Source organism: Streptomyces sp. NPDC032472 (assembly GCF_040636955.1).
GTDB lineage: Bacteria > Actinomycetota > Actinomycetes > Streptomycetales > Streptomycetaceae > Streptomyces.
In genome coordinates this window covers 128,589-154,351 of the sequence record NZ_JBEZVK010000007.1, presented here as the reverse complement: position 1 = coordinate 154,351, position 25,763 = coordinate 128,589, and the positions used below count along the sequence as shown (strand labels likewise).

The window sequence follows — 25,763 nt, the reverse complement described above, 5'->3', positions numbered from 1 at the left end:
CGGCGCTCGGGGCCGTAGGGGATAGTGGGGTACGTGAGTGCCGTACCCCCACCCCCAAACGACACCGGCGAAGCCCCCGGCCAGGACGCCGCGGAGGCCTCCGCCCCGGCCGGCGGCGGCCGCCGCAGCGTGGCCGCCGCCCTGCTGCTCGGCGCCCTCGGTGCCACCGTCGTCCTCCTCGCCTCCGGGCGGGTGTGGGCCCGGGGCACCGCCGCCGTCGGAGGCGGCTCGCTCCCGCTGACCGCGGACGGCCGCGCCGTCACCGGGCTGCCGGCGGCCCTGGCCATCGTCGGCCTCGCCGCCCTGGTCGCGGTGTTCGCCGTACGCGGCAAGGGCCGGCTGCTGGTCTCCGCGCTGCTCGCGCTGAGCGGCCTGGGCGCCGCGGTCTCCGCGGCCCTGGCCGCCGGCGACCGGCAGGCGCTGGACGCCAAGGCCGCCCGTGCGACCGCGGACACCGCGGCGCACGTGGGCGCGCTGACGCACACGGCCTGGCCGTACGTCACCGCCGTCGGGGCCGTGCTGATCCTGGCCGCTGGACTGCTGGCCCTCAGGTTCGGCAGCGCCTGGCCCGCGATGGGCGGGCGCTACGAGCGCGACGGCGCCGCCCGCGGCCGCAGGGCCGCCGCCACCGACCCCGACCGGCCCGAGGACCTGTGGAAGGCCCTGGACCGCGGCGAGGACCCCACCCGCTGACCGCGCACCGCGCCCCGTGCGGGACAATGGCAGCGAGCGTGCGACACAGCACTTGCGACAGAGCAGACGTTAAAACGAGGAGCAACTCATGGCGGGCAGCAACCACGGACACACCCCGGCCGCCTGGACCGGTGTCATCATCGCCTTCATCGGTTTCTGCGTTTCCGGCGCGTTCATGGTGCTCGCGAACCCGATCGGGTTCTGGGCCGGGATCGTGGTCGTCGCCCTCGGCGGTGTCGTGGGCCTGGCGATGAAGGCCGCGGGCATGGGTGCGCCGAAGCCCGCCCACGACGACCTCGCCAAGGTCATCGCCGCCGCCAAGGCCTGACGCCCGGCCGGCCGCAGGCCCAGCCGGCGAGCCGGCGGCAGAACACGGACACCAGAGGCGCGGCCCGTCGGGCTGCGCCTCTTGTCATGACCGGAGAGAATTCAGCGCGTGGACGCCTCCCGCACCCCCCGCACCGGGCCCGTGCCGCCCCCGTCGGCCCCTCCGGCCGCGCCGGCTGCCCCCGCCCCGGCCGAGCCTCCTGGCCCCGCGTGGCCCCCTGCCGGCCCGTCCGGGGGCTTCGCGGCCCCGCCCGGGCCCGCCTCGGCGCCCCCCGCCACCCGGGCCCGCCGGCTCGCCTCCCCGGTGCTCACGCTGGCCGGTGCGGTCGCGGCGTTTGCGTACGTAGGCGCCGTGGATCCCAATGAACCCGGCCACTATCCGGTCTGCCCGCTTTTCCGGGTCACCGGAATCCTGTGTCCCGGATGCGGCGGACTGCGCAGCGCCCATGCGTTCGCCCACGGCGATCTGATCACGGCTTTGGGGCAGAATGCCCTGGCCGTCGCCGCGTACTTCGTCTTCGCCGGTTTCATGGCCGTGTGGCTGGCCGGAGCCTGGCGCGGCGCCCCGACCCCGCGTTTCGCCCTGAAGGGGCCGTACTGGTGGGCCCTGGGCGGACTCGCCCTGGTGTTCTGCGTCGTCCGGAACCTTCCCTTCGGATCCGCACTGGCCCCTTGAGGCCCATATGAAGCCCGGATTCCGAATGTCCAGGTAATGGGACGCCGGTCAACCGCGTGCGGAGGGCAACGCCTCCTGCGGATACCATTTGATTGCTGACCTTGCAGTCGTACGTGTCTGCGAGGCGGCCGACCGTCATCGACCCGGAAGGGGGCCGCTCGCGTGAGTGTGCTCGACGAGATCATCGAAGGGGTCCGCGAAGACCTTGCCGAACGGCAGGCCCGCGTGAGCCTCGACGAGCTCAAGGAGCGTGCCGCCAAGGCGCCCCAGGCCAAGGACGGCGTCGCGGCCCTGCGCGGCGACGGCGTCAAGGTGATCTGCGAGGTCAAGCGCTCCAGCCCCTCCAAGGGCGCGCTGGCCGCGATCGCCGACCCGGCCGGGCTCGCCGCCGACTACGAGGCGGGTGGTGCCGCGGTCATCTCCGTCCTCACCGAGCAGCGCCGCTTCGGCGGCTCGCTGGCCGACCTGGAGGCCGTCCGCGCCCGCGTGGACATCCCGATCCTGCGCAAGGACTTCATCGTCACGTCGTACCAGCTGTGGGAGGCCCGTGCGTACGGCGCCGACCTCGTGCTGCTGATCGTGGCGGCGCTGGACCAGGAGGCCCTCGTCTCCCTCATCGAGCGGGCCGAGTCCATCGGTCTGACCCCGCTCGTCGAGGTCCACGACGAGGAGGAGATCGAGCGCGCGGTGGCCGCCGGCGCCAAGATCATCGGCGTGAACGCACGCAACCTCAAGGACCTCACCGTCGACCGCTCCACGTTCGAGCGCGTCGTCGGCGAGATCCCCGCCCACATCGTCAAGGTCGCCGAGTCCGGCATCCGCGGACCGCACGACCTGATCGCCTACGCGAACGAGGGCGCCGACGCCGTCCTCGTGGGCGAGTCCCTGGTGACCGGACGCGACCCGAAGGCGGCCGTGGCCGACCTCGTCGCCGCCGGCGCCCACCCCGCCCTGCGCCACGGACGGAGCTGACCCGACCCATGGACTGCGACCGCCCCTCCGTCCGCACCCGCCCGGGCCGTGGCCCGGCCGGCGTGCAGACGGCGCACGCGCCCCTGGCGCGCGGCTGCCGCCCCCGCGGCTGCCGCGCCCCGGCCCGGCGCGTCCACGGGCGGCGGGTCCGGTACGTGATCGGCTCCGAGCCCGGCCAGGTCAACGGCATGCGATGGCGCCCCGGAGGCGCGCCGTAACGGACGGGCCCGGCGGCCGACCGCCGCAGGACCCCTCCGCACGGCCTTGCACCCCCGGACCGGACGACGACCGGACCGGGCGGCGCGGGCCTCCCGCACCGTACGCACGTACCGCAACCCCCCCGCCGGATTCGCCTCCGGCCGCGGGGTGCGGCGCGCGTGCCACGGGCGGGCGGCGCAATACGGTGACCACCACCCGCCGCACACGCATCCCACAGGAGTGACTGGGCATGTCCAGCGCCACTGAATTCTTCATCCCGGACCCGGAGGGTCAGGTTCCGAACGCCGAGGGGTACTTCGGCGACTTCGGCGGCAAGTTCATCCCGGAGGCGCTCGTCGCCGCCGTGGACGAGGTCGCCGTGGAGTACGAGAAGGCCAAGGCGGACCCGGCCTTCGCGGCCGAGCTCAACGACCTGATGGTCAACTACACCGGCCGCCCCAGCGCCCTCACCGAGGTCCCGCGGTTCGCCGAGCACGCCGGCGGGGCCCGGATCTTCCTCAAGCGCGAGGACCTCAACCACACCGGCTCGCACAAGATCAACAACGTGCTGGGCCAGGCCCTCCTCACCAAGCGCATGGGCAAGACCCGCGTCATCGCCGAGACCGGAGCCGGCCAGCACGGCGTGGCCACCGCCACCGCCTGCGCCCTCTTCGGCCTCGAATGCACCGTCTACATGGGCGAGATCGACACCCAGCGCCAGGCCCTCAACGTGGCCCGCATGCGCATGCTCGGCGCCGAGGTCATCGCCGTGAAGTCCGGCTCGCGCACCCTCAAGGACGCCATCAACGAGGCGTTCCGCGACTGGGTCGCCAACGTCGACCGCACCCACTACCTCTTCGGCACCGTCGCCGGCCCGCACCCCTTCCCCGCCATGGTCCGCGACTTCCACCGCGTCATCGGCGTCGAGGCCCGCCGCCAGATCCTCGAGCGCGCCGGACGCCTGCCCGACGCCGTCGCGGCCTGCGTCGGCGGCGGCTCCAACGCCATCGGCCTCTTCCACGCCTTCATCCCCGACACCGAGGTCCGCCTGGTCGGCTTCGAGCCCGCCGGGCACGGCGTCGAGACCGGCGAGCACGCGGCCACGCTGACCGCCGGCGAGCCGGGCATCCTGCACGGCTCCCGCAGCTACGTCCTGCAGGACGAGGAGGGCCAGATCACCGAGCCGTACTCGATCTCGGCCGGCCTGGACTACCCCGGCATCGGCCCGGAGCACTCCTTCCTCAAGGACACCGGCCGCGGCGAGTACCGCGCGGTCACCGACGACGCGGCCATGCAGGCCCTGCGCCTGCTCTCCCGCACCGAGGGCATCATCCCGGCCATCGAGTCCGCGCACGCCCTCGCGGGCGCGCTCGACCTGGGCCGGGAGCTCGGCAAGGACGGGCTGATCGTGGTCAACCTGTCCGGCCGCGGCGACAAGGACATGGACACCGCCGCCCGCTACTTCGGGCTGTACGACGACTCCGAGGGAGAGACCAAGTGAGCGGCAACATCGAACTCCTCTCGGCCACCCTCGCCAAGGCGAAGTCCGAGGACCGCGCGGCCCTCGTCGCCTACCTCCCGGCGGGCTTCCCCACCGTCGACGGCGGCATCGAGGCCGTCAAGGCCGTCATCGAGGGCGGCGCGGACGTGGTCGAGGTCGGCCTCCCGCACAGCGACCCCGTCCTCGACGGCGCGATCATCCAGACCGCCGACGACATCGCCCTGCGCGGCGGCGTCAAGATCGCCGACGTGCTGCGCACCGTGCGCGAGGCGCACGCGGCGACCGGGGCCCCGGTGCTGGTCATGACGTACTGGAACCCCATCGACCGCTACGGCGTGGAGCGGTTCGCCGCCGAGCTCGCCGAGGCCGGCGGCGCCGGCTGCATCCTGCCGGACCTGCCGGTCCAGGAGTCCGCGCTGTGGCGCGAGCACGCCGACCGGAACGGTCTGGCCACCGTCTTCGTCGTCGCGCCCAGCAGCAAGGACGAGCGGCTGGCGACCATCACCGCCGCCGGCTCCGGCTTCGTCTACGCCGCGTCCCTCATGGGGGTCACCGGCACCCGCGAGTCGGTCGGCCACGAGGCCCAGGAGCTGGTCCGCCGCACGCGCACCACCACTGAGCTGCCCGTGTGCGTCGGTCTCGGCGTCTCCAACGCCGCCCAGGCCAAGGAGGTCGCCGGCTTCGCCGACGGCGTGATCGTCGGCTCGGCGTTCGTGAAGCTGCTGTTGGACGCGCCGGACCTGTCGGCCGGGCTGGACGCCGTACGGGCGCTGGCGGGCGAACTTGCGGAAGGCGTACGCAGGAGCTGACGCGGAGCGGAACCCGGGAAGGTTCTGTAGCCCGATCGGGTGGACTTCAGAGCAGGGAGGCACGCGAGTGCCTCCCTGCTTCGTTTGGCCGACCGTGAGCGAGAAGAACGACGGTGCGAACCGCCAAGCGAAACGATCGGCCCGGGAACGACTCCAAGCGGAGCGCGAGCGGGAGAAGAAGAGGGACAAGCGCCGGCGGACGCTCCTCGTGGCAGTGGCGGTGGTCGGCGTACTGGGCTTGGCGGCCGTGGTCGGCCTGATCGCGGCCAACAGCGGCAAGGGCGGCAAGTCCGCAGAGGCCGGCCCGGTGACCGCCCCCTCCGGGGCCACCGGCAAGGACGCCCTGGCCGTCCAGACGGGCAGCAGCGAGGCCAAGTCCACCCTCACCGTGTGGGAGGACTTCCGCTGCCCGGCCTGCAAGGCCTTCGAGACCAACTACCGGGACACCGTCCGCGACCTGGAGGCCAAGGGCCTGCTCAAGGTCGACTACCACCTGGTCACCCTCATCGACGGCAACATGGGCGGCAGCGGCTCGCTGCGCGCCGCCAATGCGGCCGCCTGCGCCCAGGACGCCGGGAAGTTCGCCGCGTACCACGACCTGCTCTTCCAGAGCCAGCCGGAGGAGACGGACGACGCCTACGGCAAGAACGCCAAGCTGCTGGAGCTCGCCGCCAAGGTGGCCGGGCTGGACACGCCCGAGTTCCGCGCGTGCGTCGAGAAGGGCACGCACGACAGCTGGGTGGCCAAGTCGCACGAGGCCTTCCGCGCCGGCAAGTTCCGGGGCACCCCGAGCGTCCTGCTGAACGGCAAGGACATCTTCGCCGACCAGGCCAACCCGATCACCCCGCAGAAGCTGAAGGAAACGGTGGAGGCGGCCGCCAAGGGCGCGACCCCGCCGGCGGCCGCCTCCCCGTCCCCTTCGGCCTCACCGGTCGGATCCCGTACGAAGCCCTCCGCGTCGGCCACGGGGGCGGCGCGTGCGGGGGCGCCGGCGTCTGCGGCGTCGGCGTCTGGGGCGACCGCGTCGGCGTCGAGGACGGCTGCACGGGAGTGAGGCGGGCGGGGGGACGAGGTGTCGATTTGATGGCGGCTTGCCGGGCGGGTTGCGATCCGTACCGCCCGGCAGGGTAGCGTCGGACCTGCCATGAACCTTGCCTACATCCCCAGCCCGTCGACCGGCGTGGTCCACCTCGGGCCGATCCCGCTGCGCGGCTACGCGTTCTGCATCATCATCGGCGTCTTCGTCGCCGTCTGGCTCGGCAACAAGCGCTGGATCGCGCGCGGCGGAAAGCCGGGCACGGTCGCGGACATCGCCGTGTGGGCGGTCCCGTTCGGCCTGGTCGGCGGTCGCCTCTACCACGTGATCACCGACTACCAGCTGTACTTCGGCGAAGGCCGCAACTGGGTCGACGCCTTCAAGATCTGGGAGGGCGGCCTCGGCATCTGGGGCGCGATCGCGCTCGGCGCGGTCGGCGCCTGGATCGGCTGCCGCCTGCGCGGCATCCCGCTGCCCGCCTGGGCCGACGCCCTCGCCCCCGGTATCGCCCTGGCCCAGGCCTGCGGCCGCTGGGGCAACTGGTTCAACCAGGAGCTCTACGGTCGGGCCACCGACCTGCCGTGGGCGCTGGAGATCAGCGAGGGTCCGAACCGGGTCGCCGGCACCTACCACCCGACGTTCCTGTACGAGTCGCTGTGGTGCATCGGTGTGGCCCTGCTCGTGCTCTGGGCCGACCGGCGCTTCAAGCTCGGGCACGGGCGGGCGTTCGCGCTGTACGTGGCCGCGTACTGCGCGGGGCGCGGCTGGATCGAGTACATGCGGGTCGACGAGGCCCACCACATCCTCGGCGTTCGGCTGAACGTGTGGACCGCGATCGTGGTCTTCGTCCTGGCGGTGGTCTACTTCGTCCTCTCGGCGAAGTTCCGCCCGGGCCGCGAAGCGGAGGTCGAACCGGACCACGGCCCGACGGCCGCAGACCCGAAGACGACCGAGGCCGAGCCGACGGCGGCGCAGCCCGAGCCGACGAAGCCCGAGCCCGAGTCCGGGGCTGAGGCGGACGCGGCCAAGCCGGCGGCTGCGAAGGCCGACGCGGCGGACGCCAAGGCCACGAAGGCCGAGGTCCCGGGAGCCAAGAGCGGCGACCCCGCGGCCGTAAAGGCCGACGCGACCGACGCCTGACCCGGCCGCCGCCGACGCGAGCCGCACCCCGGCTGCCGAAGCCGGGCGGCATTCTCAGCCCACCCCCCGTTTTCGAAGCGGGGGGTGGGCTTTTTCAGCCTCGCCGGCGTTTGAGGCGCGGGGTCTGGGCGGCGCCCCAGAAATCCCGGCTCCGCCGGGCACCGGGCTCCGCCCGGACCCGCGCCTCAATCGCCGGCGAGGCTGAATTGCCGGACCCCCGTCTCAGGCGTGGGCGGAGCCGGCTGGGGTTCTGGGGCTCCGCTGCAGCCCCCGCGCCTCATTCGCCGGCGGGGCTTGATGTGCCGGACCCCCGTTCCAGGCGTGGGCGGAGCCGGCTGGGGTTCTGGGGCTCCGCTCCAGCCCTCGCGCCTCATTCGCCGGCGGGGCTTGATGTGCCGGACCCCCGTTCCAGGCGTCGGCGGAGCCGGCTGGGCTTCTGCGGTGCTGCCTCAGGCCTCGGGCCTCCAACGCCGGTGGGCTGGAGTGGCCGGGGCACGGCCTCTCTGCCGCCGTCGCAGCCGAGGGTCGGCAGTGTCCAGCCTCGCCGGCGTTTGAGGCGCGGGGTTTGGGGCGGAGCCCCGAGGAGCGCGGCTTTGCCGGGACCTGTGCCTCAGGCTCCGCGGGGCCGGTCTGGCCGGGGTGGTCGTAGCCGGGGGGGCGGCAGATTCAGCCTCGCCGGCGATTGACGGTCGGGCACGTGGGGTCCGCCCGCGGGCCGTCAGGACGGGATCGGGGATTCGCGGCGGGACAGGGCTACCACCCGTTCCGCGCCTGCCAGGACCGCCGGGTCCACGAAGCGGCCGTCCGGGAGGGCCACCGCGCCCGGGGTGCGGCGGGCCGCCGCGACGATCTCCTCGGCCGCGGTGACCTCCTCCGGGCGGGGCAGGTAGGCCCGCTCGATCACCGGCAGCTGCCGCGGGTGGATCGCCGCCCGGCCCAGGAAGCCGAGTGCCCGGCCGCGGGCGCAGGACGCGGCCAGGCCTGTGAGATCCCGGATGTCCGGGTAGACCGATTGGGCCGGCGGCGCCAGGCCCGCCGCCCTGGCCGCGACGACCACCCGCGAGCGGGGCCAGTCCAGGCCCGCCTCCGCGGTGATGCCCAGGTCGGCGCGGAGGTCGGCCTCCCCGAGGGACAACCCGCGCAGGGCGGGATGCGCGCGGGCGATCTCGTACGCGCGCTCCACCCCCAGCGCGGACTCCAGCAGGGCGTGCAGCGCCACCCCGCCGGTGCGGTCCGCGGCCTGGACGATCTGCTCGGGGGCGGTGATCTTCGGCAGCCGGAGCCCCGTGAGGCCCCGCAGCCCGGTCAGGGCGGTGAGGTCGGCCCCGCCCCACGGGGAGTCGAGGGCGTTGACCCGGACGTGGACGGGGACCGGCGGCCGCTCGCCGAGCAGCTCGGCGGTGGCGGCCCGCGCGTACTCCTTGCGGGAGGCCGACACGGCGTCCTCCAGGTCGACGATCACGGCGTCGGCCCCCGACCGCAGGGCCTTGGCGACCACCTCGGGCCGGTCGCCGGGTACGTAGAGCCAGGTCAGGATCACAGGGCCCCCTCCATCCGGAGCGCGCTGATCTCGGCCTCGGACAGGCCGAGCTCGGTCAGGACGGCGTCGGTGTCGGCGCCGTGCGGGCGGCCCGCCCAGCGGATCCCGCCGGGGGTCCCAGACAGGCGGAACAGGACGTTCTGCATCCGGAGCGGGCCGAGCTCCGGGTCCTGGACCTCCGTGACGGTGTCCAGGGCCGCGAACTGCGGATCGGCCATCACGTCCCGTACGTCGTAGACCGGCGACACTGCCGCCTCGGCCTCCTCGAAGGCAGCGACCACCTCCTCGGCCTTGTGCCGGCCGATCCACCCGCCCACCGCCTCGTCGAGGACGCCCGCGTGCGCGGCCCGCCCCGACCCGCTCGCGAACCACGGCTCGCCCGCCAGTTCCGGGCGCCCGACCAGCCGGACGACCCGCTCCGCGACGGACTGCGCGGAGGTGGAGACCGCCAGCCAGCGGTCGTCGGCGCTGCGGTAGATGTTGCGGGGGGCGTTGTTGGTGGAGCGGTTGCCGGTGCGCGGCTGGACGTAGCCGAGCTGGTCGTACCAGAGGGGGTGCGGGCCCAGCACGGTCAGGATCGGCTCGATGATGGCCAGGTCGACCACCTGGCCCTGACCGGTCAGCTCCCGCCCGGCGAGCGCGGTCATCACGGCGTACGCGCAGGTCAGCGCCGCGATCGAGTCGGCGAGGCCGAACGGCGGCAGGGTCGGCGGGCCGTCCGGCTCGCCGGTGATCGAGGCGAAGCCGCTCATCGCCTCGGCCAGGGTGCCGAAGCCGGGGCGCCGGGCGTACGGGCCCTGCTGGCCGAAGGCCGTGACGCGGGCCAGGACGAGCCGGGGGTTGGCCGCCGACAGCTCGGGCCAGCCCAGGCCCCACCGCTCCAGGGTCCCGGGCCGGAAGTTCTCGATGACCACGTCGGCGGTGGCGGCCAGCCGCAGCAGGGTGTCCCGCCCGCCCGGGGTGGACAGGTCGAGGGTCATCGTCCGCTTGTTCCGCCCGAGCAGCTTCCACCACAGCCCGACCCCGTCCTTGGCGGGGCCGTGCCCGCGGGAGGGGTCGGGCCGCCCGGGGTGCTCGACCTTGACCACCTCGGCCCCGAAGTCCCCGAGCAGGGTGGCGGCCAGCGGCCCCGCGAACAGCGTGGCGAGGTCCAGGACCCGAAGCCCCCGCAGCGGGCCGGGGGCGGCGGCGTCCGCGGGCGGGGTCATGAGGCGCCGGCCGGGGTTCCGTCGGCAGCGGCCCCGCCGGCCGGGGTGCCGCCCGCCGACGCCCCGCCCGCGGCGGCGGCGTACGCGGCATCCGTCTCGGCGCGCCCCGGCATCGAGTCCTGCGCCCCCGGCCGCTGCACCGACAGCGCCGCCGCCGCGGCCGCCCACCCCAGCGCCTCCCGCACCGGCCGGCCCTCGCCCAGCGCCACCGCCAGCGCCCCGACGAACGTGTCCCCGGCCGCCGTGGAGTCCACCGCCCGGACCCGCGGCGCCGGCACCGTGTACGGATCCCGCCCGCGCGCCGCGTACAGCGCGCCGGCCGCGCCCAGGGTGACCACCACCTCCGGGACCTGCTCCAGCAGCGCCGCCGCGGCCTGCCGCGGGTCGGTCAGCCCCGTCAGGGCCGCCGCCTCGTGCTCGTTGGGCACCAGCAGGTCCACCGCGGCCAGCAGCTCGCCGGGCAGCGGCTGCGCGGGCGCCGGGGTCAGCACCGTCCGTACGCCGTGCGCGCGGGCCGTGCGGGCGGCCGCCGCGACCCCCGACAGCGGCACCTCCAGCTGCAGCAACAGCGTCCCGGCGGCGGCGATCCGCGCCTCGTCCCCCGCCTCCAGCCCGGTGACCAGGGCGTTCGCTCCGGGGATGACGACGATGCTGTTGCCGCCCTCGTCGTCCACCGTGATGTGCGCGGTCCCGCTGGAGCCCTCCACGGTCCGCAGGCCGCCCGTGTCGACCCCGGCAGAGGTGAGCGCGGAGCGCAGCCGTACGCCGAACTCGTCGGCGCCGACCGCGCCGATCATCACCACCTGCGCCCCGCAACGGGCCGCGGCGACGGCCTGGTTGGCGCCCTTGCCGCCGGGGACGGTGCGGAACTCGCGGCCGGTGACGGTCTCCCCGAGGCGGGGGGCCTTGGGGACGTAGGCGACGAGGTCCATGTTGGTACTGCCGAGCACGGCGATGGCCGTCATGAGCGTGCTGCCTCCTGTGCGGTGAGCTGGGCGAGGGTGTCGAAGCCGATGCCGTCGAAGCCGGCGATTCCGGTGGCCAGGCGGTTCTTCAGCGGCGCGCGCCAGCGGTCCGGGACCCGGCCCGCGACCAGCGCGGCGAGGGATCCGGCGGTCGCGCCGTTGGAGTCGGTGTCCCAGCCGCCGGAGACGGCGCCGCAGACGGAGCGGGTGAAGTCGCCGTCGGCGTGGGTCAGGGCGGCGGCGGTCAGGGCGGTGTTGGGGACGGCGTGGACCCAGTGGTAGTGACCGTAGCGGGCGTGCAGGCGGTCGACGACGCGGTCGAAGTCCGCTTCGTCGTGCGCGGCCCGGATCCCGAAGCGGACGGCCTCGGCGAGGCGGGAGCCGGGCGGTACGACGGCCAGCCCGGCGCGCAGGGCGGTGTGCACGTCGGCCCGGCCGGAGGCCGCCTCGGCGATCGCGGCGGCGGCGAACAGGGCGGCGTACAGGCCGTTGCGGGTGTGGGTGAGGGCGGCGTCGCGGTGGGCCTGCGCGGCGGCGGCCACCGGGTCGCCGGGGTGGGTCCAGCCGTGCACGTCGGCGCGGATGAGGGCGCCGATCCACTCGCGGAACGGGTTGTGGTGGACGGCGGTGTCCGGGGGCTCCAGGCCGAGCAGGAGGTTGCGGTAGGCGGCGCGCTCGGCGGTGAAGGTCCGCCCGGCGGGGAGCTCGTCGAGCCAGAGCCGGGCCACGTCGGCGGTGGTGAAGTCCCGGCCGTGGCGCCGCAGCAGCAGGAGGTTCAGGAGCGCGTAGTTGAGGTCGTCGTCCTCGGGGGTGCCGTCGATGTTCTCGGCGAGGGAGGTGGCGGCGGAGCGGCGGTTCCACGGGTACGCGGCCAGCAGGGCGGCGGGTACGCCGCGGGCGGTGAACCAGCCGTCCAGCGGCCAGTTCCCGGCGGCCCGGGCCAGCGCCCGGATGCCCTCCAGCGGCAGCTTCTCGACCGGCTTGCCGAGGACGCAGCCGGCGGCCCGGCCCACCCAGGCCGCTTCCAGCCGGGCCTGCAGGCCGCCGTCGTGGCCCGGCTCGGGCGGGGCGGCCGGGGGAGGGCCGGCCGACGGTCCGGCCGGCTGTCGGGCCGGCCAGGTACGGGTGATGGCCTCCCAGGAGTCCGGCTCGGCCGCGGCCACGGCCGGCGGGCAGGGCAGGGCGGCCAGCTCGTCCAGCAGCCGCCCGGCCAGCCGCCGCAGCCCGGGCGCCGCCGCCCCGGCCCCGGCCCGCGCCGGCGCGGCGGACCCGCCGGCCCCGAACCAGACCCGCGCCACACCCTCGGCGTCCCGCCCGTCCTCCGCGGCGAGCCGCAGCTCGTGCCCGACGAGGTCCTCGGGCCGCACCCACGTCACCCGCACCCCGCCGTCCCCCTGCGCCGTCCCGCCCGCGGGCGCCCCCCTCACCCTTCCACCGTCCGGCCCCCCGCACCGCGCGGGCCCGGCTTCCCCGCTCCGGGACTGCGACTGCGACGCCGACGCCGACGCCGACGCCGACGCCGACGCCGACGCCGACGCCGACGCCGACTCCGACTCCGACGCCGTCCCGGCCGGGCCGGCGGCGCGGGGATGCCCCTGTGGGGCGCCTTCGGGTTCCGCGGTGCGCCGCCCTGCTCGGAGTGCCTTCGCGGTGTCGGGCGTAGCCGGGGCCGTGCGGCCGGGCTCTTCGGCGCGTGGGCCCGGGCCCGGCGCTTTCGGGCGGCCGGCCGCGGCGGGGGCGGGCCGGCCGGGGGTGTGGTTGCGGGGGAGGGCCCGGGGCGTGGCCCCCCGGGCCGTGGCGTGGGCCCCTTCGCCCGTGGCGGGGGTGGTCATCGGGGGGCCGCCAGGGCTGCGAAGGCCGCCTCGTGGGCGCGGCGGCGGGAGCGGTCGCGGGCGTGGACCTCGCGGGCCACCGCGGCCAGCGCCGCGGCCGGGGCGTGCAGGTCGAGGCGGCTGGCCTCGGCGACCCGCCCGGCCCAGTCGGGCGGGACCGCGGCCGCGCCCGCCAGGGCACCGGCGATCGCGCCCGCCATGGTGGCGGTGGAGTCGCAGTCCCGGCCGTAGTTGACCGCGCCGAGGACCGCGCCCTCGTACGCGCCGCCCGAGACGACCAGCATGCCGAGCGCGACCGGCAGCTCCTCGATGGCGTGCAGCCTCGACGGCCGCCGGGCACCGAGCGAGGGCCGGCGGTAGTCGGGGCCGACCGAGTCGTACGGGGCCACCGCCTCCCGCAGCGGGCCCAGCGCCGACTCGAAGTCCCCGTGGCGCCCGGCCACTTCGCAGACCGCCTCGATCGCGGCCCGCGTGCCGTCCTTGGCCAGGGCGAGGGCGGCGTCCACCACCGACGACACCGTCGCCCCCGGCACGCACGCCGCCGCCACCGCCGCGGCGAGGACGCCGGCCGCCTCACGCCCGTACGAGGACTGGTGCGCGCCGGCGATGTCCAGCGCCTCCGCGTACGCGCCTGCCGGGTTCCCCGCGTTGACGATGCCGACCGGCGCCATGTACATCGCCGCACCGCAGTTGACGATGTTGCCGCTGCCCGCCTCGCGCGGGTCGGCGTGCGCGTAGTGCAGCCGGGCCACGATCCACTTCTCGGCGAGGAAGATCCGCTGGAGGGGGAGGGCCTCGGCCTCCAGCTCCGGGATCCAGCGGGGGTTCGTCATGAGGTCGGGGACGAGGTGGTCGGCGACCGCGTACGCGTCGAGGTGGTCGCGTACGGTCTCGTACACCCGGACCAGGGCGTGCGTCATGAGGGTGTCGTCGGTGACGTGGCCGTCGCCCTTGTGGTACGGGGCGATGGGCCGGGCGGTGCGCCAGTCCTCGTGCCAGGGGCCGACGATGCCGCGGACGCGGCCGCCGTGGCGGCGGACGATCTGCTCCGGGGACCAGCCCTCGACCGGGCCGCCGAGCGCGTCGCCGACGGCGGCCCCGACGAGGCAGCCGGCCGCCCGGTCTTCCAGTGTGAGCGTCGGCGTCTGCGTCAGCGTCATGTCCGAATCATCCCTTGGGTGAGGTGAGTTCCGTACGAGCGAGGTGTGCGGCGAGTTCGACGAGGTCGGTGCCGGCGAGGCGGGGCAGGGCGCAGCCGGACAGGGTGCGGCAGGCCTCGCGCCATGCGGCGGGGACGCAGTCGCCGCCGCCGAGGGCGCCGGTGAGGGCGCCGGCCAGCGCGGGGGCGGAGTCCGCGACGCGGGACAGGCAGGCGGCCGCGGGGACGGCGTCGACGGTCCGGCCGCGGGCGGCGGTGGCCAGGGCGAGGGCCACGGGGACGGTCTCGGCGGCGGCGATGCCGTAGCTGTAGACGTGGTCGACGATCTCGTGCTCGAGGGTGGGGACGATGGCGAAGGCGCCGCCGCCCTCCGTGAGGGTACGGGCGAGTTTGACGGCGTGGCGGGCGTTGCGGCCGATCTCGGTGGCGGCCGGGAGCTGGTCGAGGGCGGCGTCGACGGCGGCGTCGGTGCCGGACCCGGCCAGGGCGGCGGCGACGGCGGCGGCCATGGCGCGGGCACCGTGGACGCCGTCGCCGTCCTGGGTGTAGCGGGCGTCGAACTCGGCGAGGTCGGCGGCCGCGGCCGGGTCGCCGGGGTGGACGACGGCGAGGACGCAGGCCCGGACGCAGGCGGCGTCGTCGAAGTAGTGCGGGTTGTCGTGGCCGGTGGCGGGCGGGCGCAGCCCGGCGGCGAGGTTGCCGAGGCCGGCGCGTACGGAGATCCGGGCGCGCAGCGGCAGCACGGCCGACTCCACCTCGGGGGCGCGCTCGGCCGCGGCGGCGACCTCGCTGGCCAGGGCGTTCCAGGCGAGGTCGATCGCGGCCCGCATCCGGCGCGACCGGCTGAGGTCGCTGAGCAGGACCCCGGCCGCGGTGAGCACGGACTCGGCGGCGAAGGCGGCCCACTCGGCGTCGTCGGAGGGGCCGAGCAGCAGGGGCTCGGGCGGCTGGTTCAGGGCGATCGGGACCGGGAGGGTGGTGGTGGCGTTCTGCTCCGCGAAGGTGTCGAGCTCCCGGGTCAGCCGGCGGGTCCACTCGGGCATCCGGCTGGCCCGGTGCCGGGCGGCGGGCCACCCGGCGGCATCCCCGACCGCCAGCCCGAGCAACAACCCCTCGATCCGCCGCCGACCCGGCTCCTGCCGCTGGCCTGGCTCCTGCCGGTCGCCCGGCTCCCGCCGCCCGCCCGGCTCCCCGCCGGAACCCGCCGCGCGGTGGGCCGAGGCCGCGGACGCCGGGGATCCCGCCTGACCGCCTCGCCCGGCGCCCCCTGCGGAGCCGTCCGGCCTGCCCAGAGCCGTCGGCGCGCCGGTCCGCCCCCGCTCGCCCGGCTCCGCCCCCGGACGATCCTCTGGGCGCACGGGCGCCTCGGCACCCGCCGAGTTGTCCCCTCCGCTCGGCTCCGCGGGTGCGGGGGATGCCGACTGGTCGCCTCGGCCGGTCCACCCCCCGGAGCCGTACGGCCTGCCCCGAGCCGCGGGGGCGCCGCCCCGACCGCGCTCTGCGGGCTCCGCCCCTTGACCACCCGTCGGGCGGGCGGGTGTCCCGGCACCCGCCGGGTCGTCCCCTGCGCCCGGCTCTGCGGGTGCGGGGGATGCCGCCTGGCCGCCTCGGCCGGCGCACCCTGCAGAAGCGTCCGGCCCGCCCGGAGCCCCCTGTGTGCGGAATCGGTCCTGCTCGCCCGGCTCCGCGGATGCGGCCGGTGCCTCGGGTGCCGGAGGGGTGCCGGCCCGGCCGCGCTCGCCCGGCTCCGGACCGCCCGCGGGGCGGGTAGGGGCCCCGGCGCCCGCTAGGTCGTCCCCTGCGCCCGGCTTCGCGGCCGCGGCCGGCCTGACCGGAGCCGCCGGGGCGTTCGGCTGCGGGGCGGCGGGGCGGTTTGCCGGCGGGGGCGTCCTCGGGGCCGTCATCGGGCGGGCTCGGATTCCGGGGTGAGGAGGTCCGCAACGTCCAGGACGTGGTAGCCCCGCATCGACGGCAGGCAGCTGCCGCGGACCGGGCCGATCGCCGTCGCCCAGCCGGCGGGGATCGCCGCGACCCCCGACAGGGCCCCGGCCAGCGCACCCGCCACCGCGGCCGTGGTGTCCGCGTCGCGCCCCATGTTCACGGCCGTCAGGACGGAGCCCGCGAAGTCCCCGCGGCAGGCCGCGAACGCCCCGAACGCCAGGCCGACCGCCTCCGGGGCCAGGTCGGTCCACGGGTAGCCGCCGATCACCACCGCGGAGCGCACCGCCCGTTCCCCGCGCGGGGCGGCGGTGACGGCCCGGCGCAGGGAGCGGGCGGTCCAGGAGTCCGACGGGATCACCGAGAGGGCGGCGGAGACCACCGAGGCGGGTCCGGCGCCCGTCATGGCCGCCGCGACCCCGGCGGCGACGGCCTGGCCGCCGTAGATGCCCTCCCCGTCGTGGCTGACGCTGCCGTCGATGGCGACGAGCCGGGCCGCCTCGGCCGGCCGGCCCGCCGCGAACACCCCGAACGGCGCCGCCCGCATCGCCAGCCCGTCCGACCACGCGTGCCGGTGCTGCGCCGAGATCGGCGCGGCGAGCCCCCGCCGCAGGTTCTCCAGCGTGCCCCGCTCCGAGAACCCGGCCCCGCGGAACGGCCCGACGTCCAGGTCGGCGATCCAGTGGTGCCAGGCCCGCTCGACGTGCGAGACGGTCAGCGCCGACCCGTGCCGCGCCAGCAGCAGCCCCGAGAAGATCGCGTACTCGGTGTCGTCCGTCCCGGCCGGATCGTCCTCGACGAACCCCTCGATCCGCCCCCACCGTGCCCGGATCTGCGACGGCTTCATGTTCTCCGCCGGGGCACCCAGCGCGTCGCCGACGGCGAGGCCCAGCAGGGCGCCCCTGGACCGTTCCAGGAGGACCTGCGGATTGCGTGCAGCAGTCAGCTCCACGGTGCGCCTCTCACGTGACGGGGCCATCGTCGGGCCATCGTGACCCCTGGGGGGATTTGTGCCACGGCAGACGGTTTGTCGCTCACCGCAAAACAACCCACCCGGCCCCTCGTCACCCGGTCGCCGACCCCCAAATGCCCAGGTAAGTACGGCCTTCCTTGCTGGCGGGCAACAGAAATCGTGCGTAATTTCGAGGTGTTCAGGGGGAGCGGAACGCTCACGGCTCCCGTACGCGCATAAGGGGAGATACGCCGCATGTCCATCATCGACATCGAAGCACCGCTGCACACCGCCCACCGCGACAACCACACCCACCGCGACGTCAACGGGGGCTGGCTGCGCCCGGCCGTGTTCGGTGCGATGGACGGCCTGGTCTCCAACCTCGCGCTCATGACCGGTGTCGCCGGCGGCGCCGTCGCCCCGCACACCGTCGTCATCACCGGGCTGGCGGGCCTCGCGGCCGGTGCCTTCTCGATGGCCGCGGGCGAGTACACCTCCGTCGCCTCGCAGCGTGAACTGGTCCTCGCCGAACTGGACATAGAGCGTCAGCAGTTGCGCAAGCACCCCATCGACGAGATGGAGGAGCTCGCCGAGCTCTACGTCTCGCGCGGCGTCGAGCCGGCCCTCGCCCGCGAGGTCGCCATGCAGCTGTCCCGCGACCCGGAGCAGGCGCTGGAGATCCACGCCCGCGAGGAGCTCGGCATCGACCCCGACGACCTGCCGTCGCCGCTGGTCGCGGCCGCTTCCTCGTTCGGCTCGTTCGCGCTGGGCGCGCTGCTGCCGGTCCTGCCGTACCTGCTCGGCGCCACGGCCCTGTGGCCCGCGGTCCTGCTCGCCCTGGCCGGCCTCTTCGCCTGCGGCGCGGTGGTCTCCCGGGTCACGGCCCGCTCCTGGTGGTACAGCGGCCTGCGCCAGCTGCTGCTCGGCGGTGCGGCCGCGGGTGTGACGTACGTCCTGGGAACCTGGATCGGCGCGGCCATAGGCTGACGGCCCCGCGGATGAGACACTATGCAGCGCGCAACATAAGTAATCCGCAGTAGTCCCCGTTACCCGGCGGTTTCGATTCCGTGTCCGCCGGGCATCAGACGAGAGTGCCGGGCAACGATGCCCGCTTTCGGGCCGGGACCTTCGCCCCCGGCTCCCTTCTTTCTGCCTCGTGCAGCGTCCCCAGTGTCCGCATGCTGAAACGGCAATATCCGGTTCGCGGGATAGCGGTCATCATGTAACCTGCACGAAATTTCGCAGAGGGCCAACGTCGTCCCTCGGCTTGCACCAATGCCACGACGACGACGGGAGAGCCGATGCGTTCCGCATCCACGCACTCCGCGACCGGCCCGAGCACCACCGCCTGGTCGCCCATGGACGGTCGCCCCGCCCAGCAGGGCCTGTACGACCCGCGCAACGAGAAGGACGCCTGTGGCGTCGGATTCGTGGCGAACCTCACCGGCGAGGCGACCCACACCCTCGTCGAGCAGGCGCTGACCGTACTGCGGAACCTCGAGCACCGAGGCGCCACCGGCTCCGAGCCCGACTCCGGCGACGGCGCCGGCATCCTGTCCCAGGTGCCGGACGCGTTCCTGCGCGAGGTCGCCGGGTTCGAGCTCCCCGCGGCCGGCGCGTACGCCGTCGGCATCGCCTTCCTCCCCGCCGACGGCACCGCACAGGCCGTCGCCGTGGAGCAGGTCGAGGCCATCGCCGCCGAGGAGAACCTGACGGTCCTCGGCTGGCGCGAGGTCCCGGTCACCCCGGACCTGCTCGGCAACGGCGCCCGCGCCACCATGCCCGCCTTCTCCCAGCTGTTCGTCGCCGACGGCGGCGCCAGCGAGGGCATCGCCCTCGACCGCAAGGCGTTCGTCCTGCGCAAGCGCGCCGAGCGCGAGGCCGGGGTCTACTTCCCGTCGCTGTCCGCCCGCACCATCGTCTACAAGGGCATGCTGACCACCGGCCAGCTCGAGCCCTTCTTCCCGGACCTCTCCGACCGCCGCTTCGCCTCGGCGCTCGCCCTGGTCCACTCGCGGTTCTCCACCAACACCTTCCCGTCCTGGCCCCTGGCGCACCCGTACCGCTTCGTCGCCCACAACGGCGAGATCAACACGGTCAAGGGCAACCGCGCCTGGATGCGCGCCCGCGAGTCCCAGCTGGTCACCGATCGGTTCGGCTCTGCCGACAATGGGCACAGCGGGGCCGGCGCCCTGGACCGGATCTTCCCGATCTGCACCCCGGACGCCTCCGACTCGGCCTCCTTCGACGAGGTCCTGGAGCTCCTGCACCTCGGCGGCCGCTCGCTGCCCCACTCGGTGCTGATGATGATCCCGGAGGCGTGGGAGAACCACACCTCCATGGACCCGGCCCGCCGCGCCTTCTACCAGTACCACTCCACGATGATGGAGCCCTGGGACGGCCCGGCCTGCGTCACCTTCACCGACGGCACCCAGGTCGGCGCGGTCCTCGACCGCAACGGCCTGCGCCCCGGCCGCTACTGGGTCACCGACGACGGCCTCGTCGTGCTCTCCTCCGAGGTCGGCGTCCTCGACATCGACCCCGCCAAGGTCGTCCGCAAGGGCCGCCTGCAGCCCGGGAAGATGTTCCTCGTCGACACCGCCCAGAAGCGGATCATCGAGGACGACGAGATCAAGGCCGAGCTTGCGGGCGCCGCCCCGTACGCGGAGTGGCTCGAGTCCGGCGAGATCGAGCTGACGGACCTGCCCGAGCGCGAGCACATCGTGCACACCCACGCCTCGGTCACCCGCCGCCAGCAGACCTTCGGCTACACCGAGGAAGAGCTGCGCGTCCTGCTCGCCCCGATGGCCCGCACCGGCGCCGAGCCCATCGGCTCCATGGGCACCGACTCGCCGATCGCGGCCCTCTCGGAGCGCCCGCGCCTGCTCTTCGACTACTTCACCCAGCTCTTCGCGCAGGTCACCAACCCGCCGCTGGACGCCATCCGCGAGGAGCTCGTCACCTCGCTGCTGTCCTCCCTCGGCCCGCAGGGCAACCTGCTGGAGCCCACCGCCGCGTCCTGCCGCAGCGTCACGCTCCCCTTCCCGGTGATCGACAACGACGAGCTGGCCAAGCTCATCCACATCAACGCCGACGGCGACATGCCCGGCATGAAGGCCGCCACCCTCGCGGGCCTGTACCGGGTCTCCGGCGGCGCCGAGGCGCTGGCCGCCCGGCTCGCGGAGATCCGCGCCGAGGCCGACGCGGCCATCGAGGCCGGCGCCCGCCTGATCGTCCTGTCGGACCGCCACTCGGACGCCGAGCACGCGCCGATCCCCTCGCTGCTGCTCACCGCCGCCGTGCACCACCACCTCATCGCCACCAAGCAGCGCACCCAGGTGGGCCTGCTGGTCGAGGCCGGCGACGTCCGCGAGGTCCACCACGTCGCCCTGCTCATCGGCTACGGCGCCGCCGCCGTCAACCCGTACCTCGCCATGGAGTCCGTCGAGGACCTGCTGCGCGACGGCACGTTCATCGAGGGCATCGAGCCCGAGAAGGCCATCAAGAACCTGATCTACGCCCTCGGCAAGGGCGTCCTGAAGGTCATGTCCAAGATGGGCATCTCCACCGTCGCCTCCTACCGCGGCGCCCAGGTCTTCGAGGCCGTCGGCCTCGACGAGGAGTTCGTCGAGACGTACTTCCAGGGCACCGCCACCAAGATCGGCGGCGTCGGCCTGGACGTCATCGCCAAGGAGGTCGCCGCCCGCCACGCCAAGGCCTACCCGGCCTCCGGCATCGCCCCGGCGCACCGCGCGCTGGAGATCGGCGGCGAGTACCAGTGGCGCCGCGAGGGCGAGCCGCACCTGTTCGACCCGGAGACGGTCTTCCGCCTCCAACACGCCACCCGCAACCGCCGGTACGACATCTTCAAGAAGTACACCGACCGGGTGAACGAGCAGTCCGAGCGCCTGATGACGCTCCGCGGCCTGTTCGGCTTCAAGACGGGTGAGTCGGGCCGTCCCGCCATCTCTGTGGACGAGGTCGAGCCGGTCTCCGAGATCGTCAAGCGCTTCTCCACCGGCGCCATGTCGTACGGCTCCATCTCCAAGGAGGCGCACGAGACCCTCGCCATCGCCATGAACCAGTTGGGCGGCAAGTCCAACACCGGTGAGGGCGGCGAGGACCCGGACCGCCTCTACGACCCGGCGCGCCGCTCGTCGATCAAGCAGGTCGCCTCCGGCCGCTTCGGCGTCACCTCCGAGTACCTGGTCAACGCGGACGACATCCAGATCAAGATGGCCCAGGGCGCCAAGCCCGGCGAGGGCGGCCAGCTGCCCGGCCACAAGGTCTACCCGTGGGTCGCCAAGACCCGGCACTCCACCCCCGGCGTGGGCCTGATCTCCCCGCCGCCGCACCACGACATCTACTCCATCGAGGACCTGGCCCAGCTGATCCACGACCTCAAGAACGCCAACCCGGCCGCGCGCATCCACGTGAAGCTCGTGTCCGAGGTCGGCGTCGGAACGGTCGCGGCCGGCGTGTCCAAGGCCCACGCGGACGTCGTCCTGATCTCCGGCCACGACGGCGGTACGGGCGCCTCCCCGCTCACCTCGCTCAAGCACGCGGGCGGCCCCTGGGAGCTCGGCCTCGCCGAGACCCAGCAGACCCTGCTGCTCAACGGGCTGCGCGACCGCATCGTGGTCCAGACCGACGGCCAGCTCAAGACCGGCCGCGACGTGGTCATCGCCGCGCTGCTCGGCGCCGAGGAGTTCGGTTTCGCGACCGCACCGCTCGTCGTCTCCGGCTGCGTCATGATGCGCGTCTGCCACCTGGACACCTGCCCGGTCGGCATCGCCACCCAGAACCCGGTCCTGCGCGAGCGCTTCTCCGGCAAGGCCGAGTTCGTGGTGAACTTCTTCGAGTTCATCGCGCAGGAGGTCCGCGAGCTCCTCGCCGAGCTCGGCTTCCGCTCCGTCGAGGAGGCCGTCGGCCACGCCGAGCTCCTCGACACCAGCAAGGCCGTCACCCACTGGAAGGCCCAGGGCCTCGACCTCGAGCCCCTCTTCCACGTGCCGGACCTGCCGGAGGGCGCCGTGCGCCACCAGCTGATCGAGCAGGACCACGGCCTGGAGAAGGCCCTGGACAACGAGCTGATCGAGCTCGCCGCCGACGCGCTGGCCGCCGCCACCGCCGAGGAGGCCCGCCCCGTCCGCGCCCAGGTCGCCATCCGCAACATCAACCGGACGGTCGGCACCATGCTCGGCCACGAGGTCACCAAGAAGTTCGGCGGTGCGGGCCTGCCCGACGACACCATCGACCTGACCTTCACCGGCAGCGCCGGCCAGTCCTTCGGCGCCTTCCTGCCCAAGGGCATCACCCTCCGCCTGGAGGGCGACGCCAACGACTACGTCGGCAAGGGCCTCTCCGGCGGCCGGGTCGTGGTCCGCCCGGACCGCGGCGCCGACCACCTCGCCGAGTACTCCACCATCGCCGGCAACACCATCGGCTACGGCGCCACCGGCGGCGAGATGTTCCTGCGCGGCCGCACCGGCGAACGCTTCTGCGTCCGCAACTCCGGCGCCCTGGTCGTCTCGGAGGGCGTGGGCGACCACGGCTGCGAGTACATGACCGGCGGCACGGCCGTCGTCCTCGGCGAGACCGGCCGCAACTTCGCGGCGGGCATGTCCGGCGGCGTCGCGTACGTCGTCGACCTCGACCGGGACAACGTCAACGTCGGCAACCTGGAGGCCGTCGAGGCCCTCTCGGACGACGACAAGCAGTGGCTGCACGATGTGGTGCGCCGCCACGAGGAGGAGACCGGCTCGACCGTGGCCGCGAAGCTCCTGGCTGACTGGTCCGTCTCGGTGGACCGCTTCAGCAAGATCATCCCCACCACGTACAAGGCAGTGCTCGCCGCCAAGGACGCCGCTGAGCGGGCCGGACTCTCCGAGTCCGAGACCACCGAGAAGATGATGGAGGCGGCGACCCATGGCTGACCCGAAGGGCTTCCTCACCACCCCGCGCGAGACCGCCTGCTCCCGTCCCGTGGCCGAGCGCCTCAAGGACTGGAACGAGGTCTACGTCCCCGGCTCCCTCCTGCCGATCATCAGCAAGCAGGCCGGCCGCTGCATGGACTGCGGCATCCCGTTCTGCCACAACGGCTGCCCGCTCGGGAACCTGATCCCGGAGTGGAACGACTACGCGTACCGCGAGGACTGGGGCGCGGCCGCGGAGCGGCTCCACGCCACGAACAACTTCCCGGAGTTCACGGGCCGCCTGTGCCCGGCCCCGTGCGAGTCGGCGTGCGTGCTCGGCATCAACCAGCCGGCCGTCACGATCAAGAACGTCGAGGTCTCGATCATCGACAAGGCGTGGGACAACGGCGGGGTCGCCCCGCAGGCCCCCGAGCGCCTCTCCGGCAAGACCGCCGCCGTCATCGGCTCGGGCCCGGCGGGCCTCGCCGCGGCCCAGCAGCTGACCCGGGCCGGCCACACCGTGGTCGTGTACGAGCGCGCCGACCGCATCGGCGGACTGCTGCGGTACGGCATCCCCGAGTTCAAGATGGAGAAGGTGCACATCAACCGCCGCATCGAGCAGATGCGCGCGGAGGGCACCAAGTTCCGCACCGGCATCGAGGTCGGCCGCGACATCACCGCCGGCGACCTGCGCAAGCGGTTCGACGCGGTCGTCATCGCGGCCGGCGCCACGGTCTCGCGCGACCTGCCGGTCCCGGGCCGCGACCTGAACGGCATCCACTTCGCGATGGAGTACCTGCCGCTCGCGAACAAGGTCCAGGAGGGCGACTTCGTGGCCCCGCCGATCACGGCCGAGGGCAAGCACGTCGTCGTCATCGGCGGCGGCGACACCGGCGCGGACTGCGTCGGCACCGCCCACCGCCAGGGCGCCCTCTCGGTCACGCAGCTGGAGATCATGCCGCGCCCGAACGAGGAGCGGAACACGGCCACCCAGCCGTGGCCGACCTTCCCGATGCTGTACAAGGTCACCTCGGCCCACGAGGAGGGCGGCGAGCGGGTCTACTCCGTCTCCACCACCCACTTCGAGGGCGACGAGGACGGCAACGTCCAGGCCCTGCACCTGGTCGAGGTCGCCTTCGAGGACGGCAAGCTGGTCCAGAAGCCCGGCTCCGAGCGGGTCATCCCGGCCCAGCTGGTCACCCTGGCGATGGGCTTCACCGGCACCGACCAGTCCAACGGCCTGGTCGAGCAGTTCGGCCTGGACCTGGACGAGCGGGGCAACGTCGCCCGCGACGCCTCGTACGCGACCAACGTCGACGGCGTCTTTGTCGCCGGCGACGCGGGCCGCGGCCAGTCCCTGATCGTGTGGGCCATCGCCGAAGGCCGCTCCGCGGCCCGCGGCGTGGACCGCTACCTCACGGGCTCCAGCACCCTCCCGTACCCGGTCAAGCCGACGGACCGAGCCCTGACGGTCTGACCCGCCCCCGGCCCCCGCCCCCCGGGCGGGGCCCGGCCAACGCAACACCCCTCCCTGTGCGGAGGACCCTCATACGGTCCGCACAACGGCGTGCGGAACTCCGACACGGCGCCCGTCATGGCTCCCTTCTGGACGCCGCGCTCGCACCGCTCGGCCGCAGGCGGCCTCCCGGGCTTCGCCCGGCTGCGCCGGCCTCCGGCCGTCGGTCGCGGGCCCGGGCTGACGCAACACCCCTCCCTGTGCGGAGGACCCCTCATACGGTCCGCACAACGGCGTGCGGAACTCCGACACGGCGCCCGTCATGTCCCCGACCAGGGATGACGGGCGCCGTGGCGTGTGGTGGGGCTACCCGGGCTGACGAGCGCCCGTGTCCGCGTCAGGGGCCGGCGCCGGCGATGCGGGCGGCGGTGCGGTAGGCGGTGGGGGTGAGGCCTGTGTGGCGTTGGACGTGGGTGCGGAGGGAGTCCGCCGTGCCCAGGCCGCTTCGGGCCGCCACCTGGTCCATGGGCAGGGTCGTGGTCTCCAGGATCTCCCGGGCGCGGTCCAGGCGCTGGTGCAGGAGCCACTGGAGCGGGCTCAGGCCCGTCTCCGCGCGGAAGCGTCGGGTCAGCGTGCGAACGCTCGTGCCGGCGTGCCGGGCCAGCTCCGCCAGGGTGGTCGGCTCGTCCAGCCGGGCCAGGGCCCAGGCGCGGGTCGCGGCGAGCGAGGTCCCGCGCTCGGGCGGCAGCGGGGTCTGGACGAACTGGGCCTGCCCGCCCGGGCGTACCGGCGCCGCCACCACCAGCCGGGCCGTGGCGTTCGCGACCGCCGCCCCGAGGTCGCCGCGCACGATGTGCAGGCACAGGTCGATCCCCGCGGACATCCCCGCCGAGGTCAGCACCCCGCCGGCCTCGACGAACAGCACGCCGGGCCGTACGTCGACCGCCGGGAACAGCCGCCGGAACTCCTCCGACATCATCCAGAACGTCGTCGCACCCCGCCCGTCGAGCAGGCCGGCCTGCGCCAGGACGAACGCCCCCGTGCAGATGGAGGCGATGCGCAGCCCCCGCGCGGCGGCGGCCCGCAGGGCCTCCAGCGCCCGGGGATCGGCGTCGGTGCGCGAGCCCGTCCCCGTGACGATCACCGTGTCGGCCCGCTCGACCGCCTCCAGCCCCTGCGACACCACCACGTCCATGCCGTCCATCGCCTTCACCACCCCCGGGTCCGGGATGCACACCGTCACCTCGTACGCGGGCCGGCCGTCGGCGTACGTGGCCAGGCCGAAGACCGCGCCCGGGATCGACAGGTCGAAGGCGGTCACGGGCGGGAGGGCGATGACCGCGATGCGGTGAGGCCGCCGCACGGATGTCGTCGTCATGGCTCGAACCTCCGGAGTCCTGGCGTTCCGGCCACTACTGTACGGGGCCCGTGCGGACGAGAGTTGGG

Annotated in this window: 20 protein-coding genes; 12 read left to right on the top strand and 8 right to left on the bottom strand. The window is 74.6% G+C overall.

Annotated elements, in window-relative coordinates; all coding sequences use genetic code 11:
- The first annotated feature begins 33 nt into the window (after positions 1 to 33).
- The 9 genes from AB0F11_RS06780 (at position 34) to lgt (ending at position 7,352) form a co-directional block, all read left to right on the top strand.
- Positions 34 to 693, top strand: a complete 660-nt coding sequence (locus AB0F11_RS06780; RefSeq protein ID WP_362169147.1) for a TIGR02234 family membrane protein — start codon at positions 34 to 36, stop codon at positions 691 to 693.
- An 88-nt stretch (positions 694 to 781) separates the two neighbouring features.
- Positions 782 to 1,021 (top strand): HGxxPAAW family protein, encoded by a 240-nt coding sequence (locus AB0F11_RS06775; RefSeq protein ID WP_361918695.1) that lies wholly within the window; start codon positions 782 to 784, stop codon positions 1,019 to 1,021.
- Positions 1,022 to 1,129: 108 nt separating this feature from the next.
- Positions 1,130 to 1,696 (top strand): DUF2752 domain-containing protein, encoded by a 567-nt coding sequence (locus AB0F11_RS06770; RefSeq protein WP_362169145.1) that lies wholly within the window; start codon positions 1,130 to 1,132, stop codon positions 1,694 to 1,696.
- Between the two features lie 162 nt (positions 1,697 to 1,858).
- Positions 1,859 to 2,668, top strand: a complete 810-nt coding sequence (gene trpC, locus AB0F11_RS06765) for an indole-3-glycerol phosphate synthase TrpC (RefSeq protein WP_361918690.1) — start codon at positions 1,859 to 1,861, stop codon at positions 2,666 to 2,668.
- Between the two features lie 8 nt (positions 2,669 to 2,676).
- Positions 2,677 to 2,886, top strand: coding sequence for a tryptophan synthase subunit(beta) (locus tag AB0F11_RS06760; RefSeq protein WP_362169143.1), 210 nt, complete (start codon positions 2,677 to 2,679; stop codon positions 2,884 to 2,886).
- Positions 2,887 to 3,116: 230 nt separating this feature from the next.
- Complete coding sequence (trpB, locus tag AB0F11_RS06755) at positions 3,117 to 4,367, top strand: tryptophan synthase subunit beta (protein ID WP_362169142.1); 1,251 nt, start codon at positions 3,117 to 3,119, stop codon at positions 4,365 to 4,367.
- Entirely contained in the window at positions 4,364 to 5,176 is an 813-nt protein-coding gene (trpA, locus tag AB0F11_RS06750; RefSeq protein ID WP_362169140.1) for a tryptophan synthase subunit alpha, read from the top strand. The genes trpB and trpA overlap by 4 nt, the downstream gene beginning before the upstream one ends.
- Positions 5,177 to 5,270: 94 nt before the next feature.
- The gene (locus AB0F11_RS06745; RefSeq protein ID WP_362169138.1) at positions 5,271 to 6,230 is read left to right on the top strand and encodes a thioredoxin domain-containing protein; all 960 of its coding nucleotides are present in this window, start codon (positions 5,271 to 5,273) and stop codon (positions 6,228 to 6,230) included.
- 90 nt (positions 6,231 to 6,320) lie between these two features.
- Positions 6,321 to 7,352, top strand: a complete 1,032-nt coding sequence (gene lgt / locus AB0F11_RS06740; RefSeq protein ID WP_362169136.1) for a prolipoprotein diacylglyceryl transferase — start codon at positions 6,321 to 6,323, stop codon at positions 7,350 to 7,352.
- Between the two features lie 718 nt (positions 7,353 to 8,070).
- Here lgt and AB0F11_RS06735 read toward each other — a convergent pair.
- The 7 genes from AB0F11_RS06735 to AB0F11_RS06705 all read right to left on the bottom strand — a co-directional run bounded on the left by AB0F11_RS06735 (position 8,071) and on the right by AB0F11_RS06705 (position 16,946).
- On the bottom strand, positions 8,071 to 8,892 hold the full coding sequence (locus AB0F11_RS06735) for a CoA ester lyase (RefSeq protein WP_362169135.1): 822 nt from the start codon (positions 8,890 to 8,892) through the stop codon (positions 8,071 to 8,073).
- Positions 8,889 to 10,100, bottom strand: a complete 1,212-nt coding sequence (locus tag AB0F11_RS06730; protein WP_362169133.1) for a CoA transferase — start codon at positions 10,098 to 10,100, stop codon at positions 8,889 to 8,891. The genes AB0F11_RS06735 and AB0F11_RS06730 overlap by 4 nt, the downstream gene beginning before the upstream one ends.
- Positions 10,097 to 11,065, bottom strand: coding sequence for a ribokinase (gene rbsK, locus AB0F11_RS06725; protein ID WP_362169131.1), 969 nt, complete (start codon positions 11,063 to 11,065; stop codon positions 10,097 to 10,099). Before rbsK ends, AB0F11_RS06730 begins: the two co-directional genes overlap by 4 nt.
- Positions 11,062 to 12,492 carry an ADP-ribosylglycohydrolase family protein gene (locus tag AB0F11_RS06720; protein ID WP_362169129.1) on the bottom strand — a complete coding sequence of 477 codons (1,431 nt, stop codon included), beginning with the start codon at positions 12,490 to 12,492 and terminating at the stop codon, positions 11,062 to 11,064. Before AB0F11_RS06720 ends, rbsK begins: the two co-directional genes overlap by 4 nt.
- 401 nt (positions 12,493 to 12,893) lie before the next feature.
- Positions 12,894 to 14,057 (bottom strand): ADP-ribosylglycohydrolase family protein, encoded by a 1,164-nt coding sequence (locus tag AB0F11_RS06715; protein ID WP_362169127.1) that lies wholly within the window; start codon positions 14,055 to 14,057, stop codon positions 12,894 to 12,896.
- A 7-nt stretch (positions 14,058 to 14,064) separates the two neighbouring features.
- Positions 14,065 to 15,348 carry an ADP-ribosylglycohydrolase family protein gene (locus AB0F11_RS06710; protein ID WP_362169220.1) on the bottom strand — a complete coding sequence of 428 codons (1,284 nt, stop codon included), beginning with the start codon at positions 15,346 to 15,348 and terminating at the stop codon, positions 14,065 to 14,067.
- A 608-nt stretch (positions 15,349 to 15,956) separates the two neighbouring features.
- Positions 15,957 to 16,946, bottom strand: coding sequence for an ADP-ribosylglycohydrolase family protein (locus tag AB0F11_RS06705; RefSeq protein WP_362169126.1), 990 nt, complete (start codon positions 16,944 to 16,946; stop codon positions 15,957 to 15,959).
- Positions 16,947 to 17,201: 255 nt separating this feature from the next.
- On the opposite strand from AB0F11_RS06705, the gene AB0F11_RS06700 reads away from it, so the two are divergent.
- From AB0F11_RS06700 to AB0F11_RS06690, 3 genes are all read left to right on the top strand, one after another.
- Positions 17,202 to 17,933, top strand: coding sequence for a VIT1/CCC1 transporter family protein (locus AB0F11_RS06700; RefSeq protein ID WP_362169124.1), 732 nt, complete (start codon positions 17,202 to 17,204; stop codon positions 17,931 to 17,933).
- Positions 17,934 to 18,304: 371 nt separating this feature from the next.
- Entirely contained in the window at positions 18,305 to 22,882 is a 4,578-nt protein-coding gene (gene gltB, locus AB0F11_RS06695; protein WP_362169218.1) for a glutamate synthase large subunit, read from the top strand.
- Positions 22,875 to 24,338, top strand: a complete 1,464-nt coding sequence (locus AB0F11_RS06690; RefSeq protein WP_362169123.1) for a glutamate synthase subunit beta — start codon at positions 22,875 to 22,877, stop codon at positions 24,336 to 24,338. Before gltB ends, AB0F11_RS06690 begins: the two co-directional genes overlap by 8 nt.
- Positions 24,339 to 24,714: 376 nt before the next feature.
- Here the strand turns inward: AB0F11_RS06690 and AB0F11_RS06685 are convergent, their stop codons facing one another.
- Entirely contained in the window at positions 24,715 to 25,695 is a 981-nt protein-coding gene (locus AB0F11_RS06685) for a helix-turn-helix domain-containing protein (protein WP_362169121.1), read from the bottom strand.
- Positions 25,696 to 25,763: the final 68 nt, after the last annotated feature.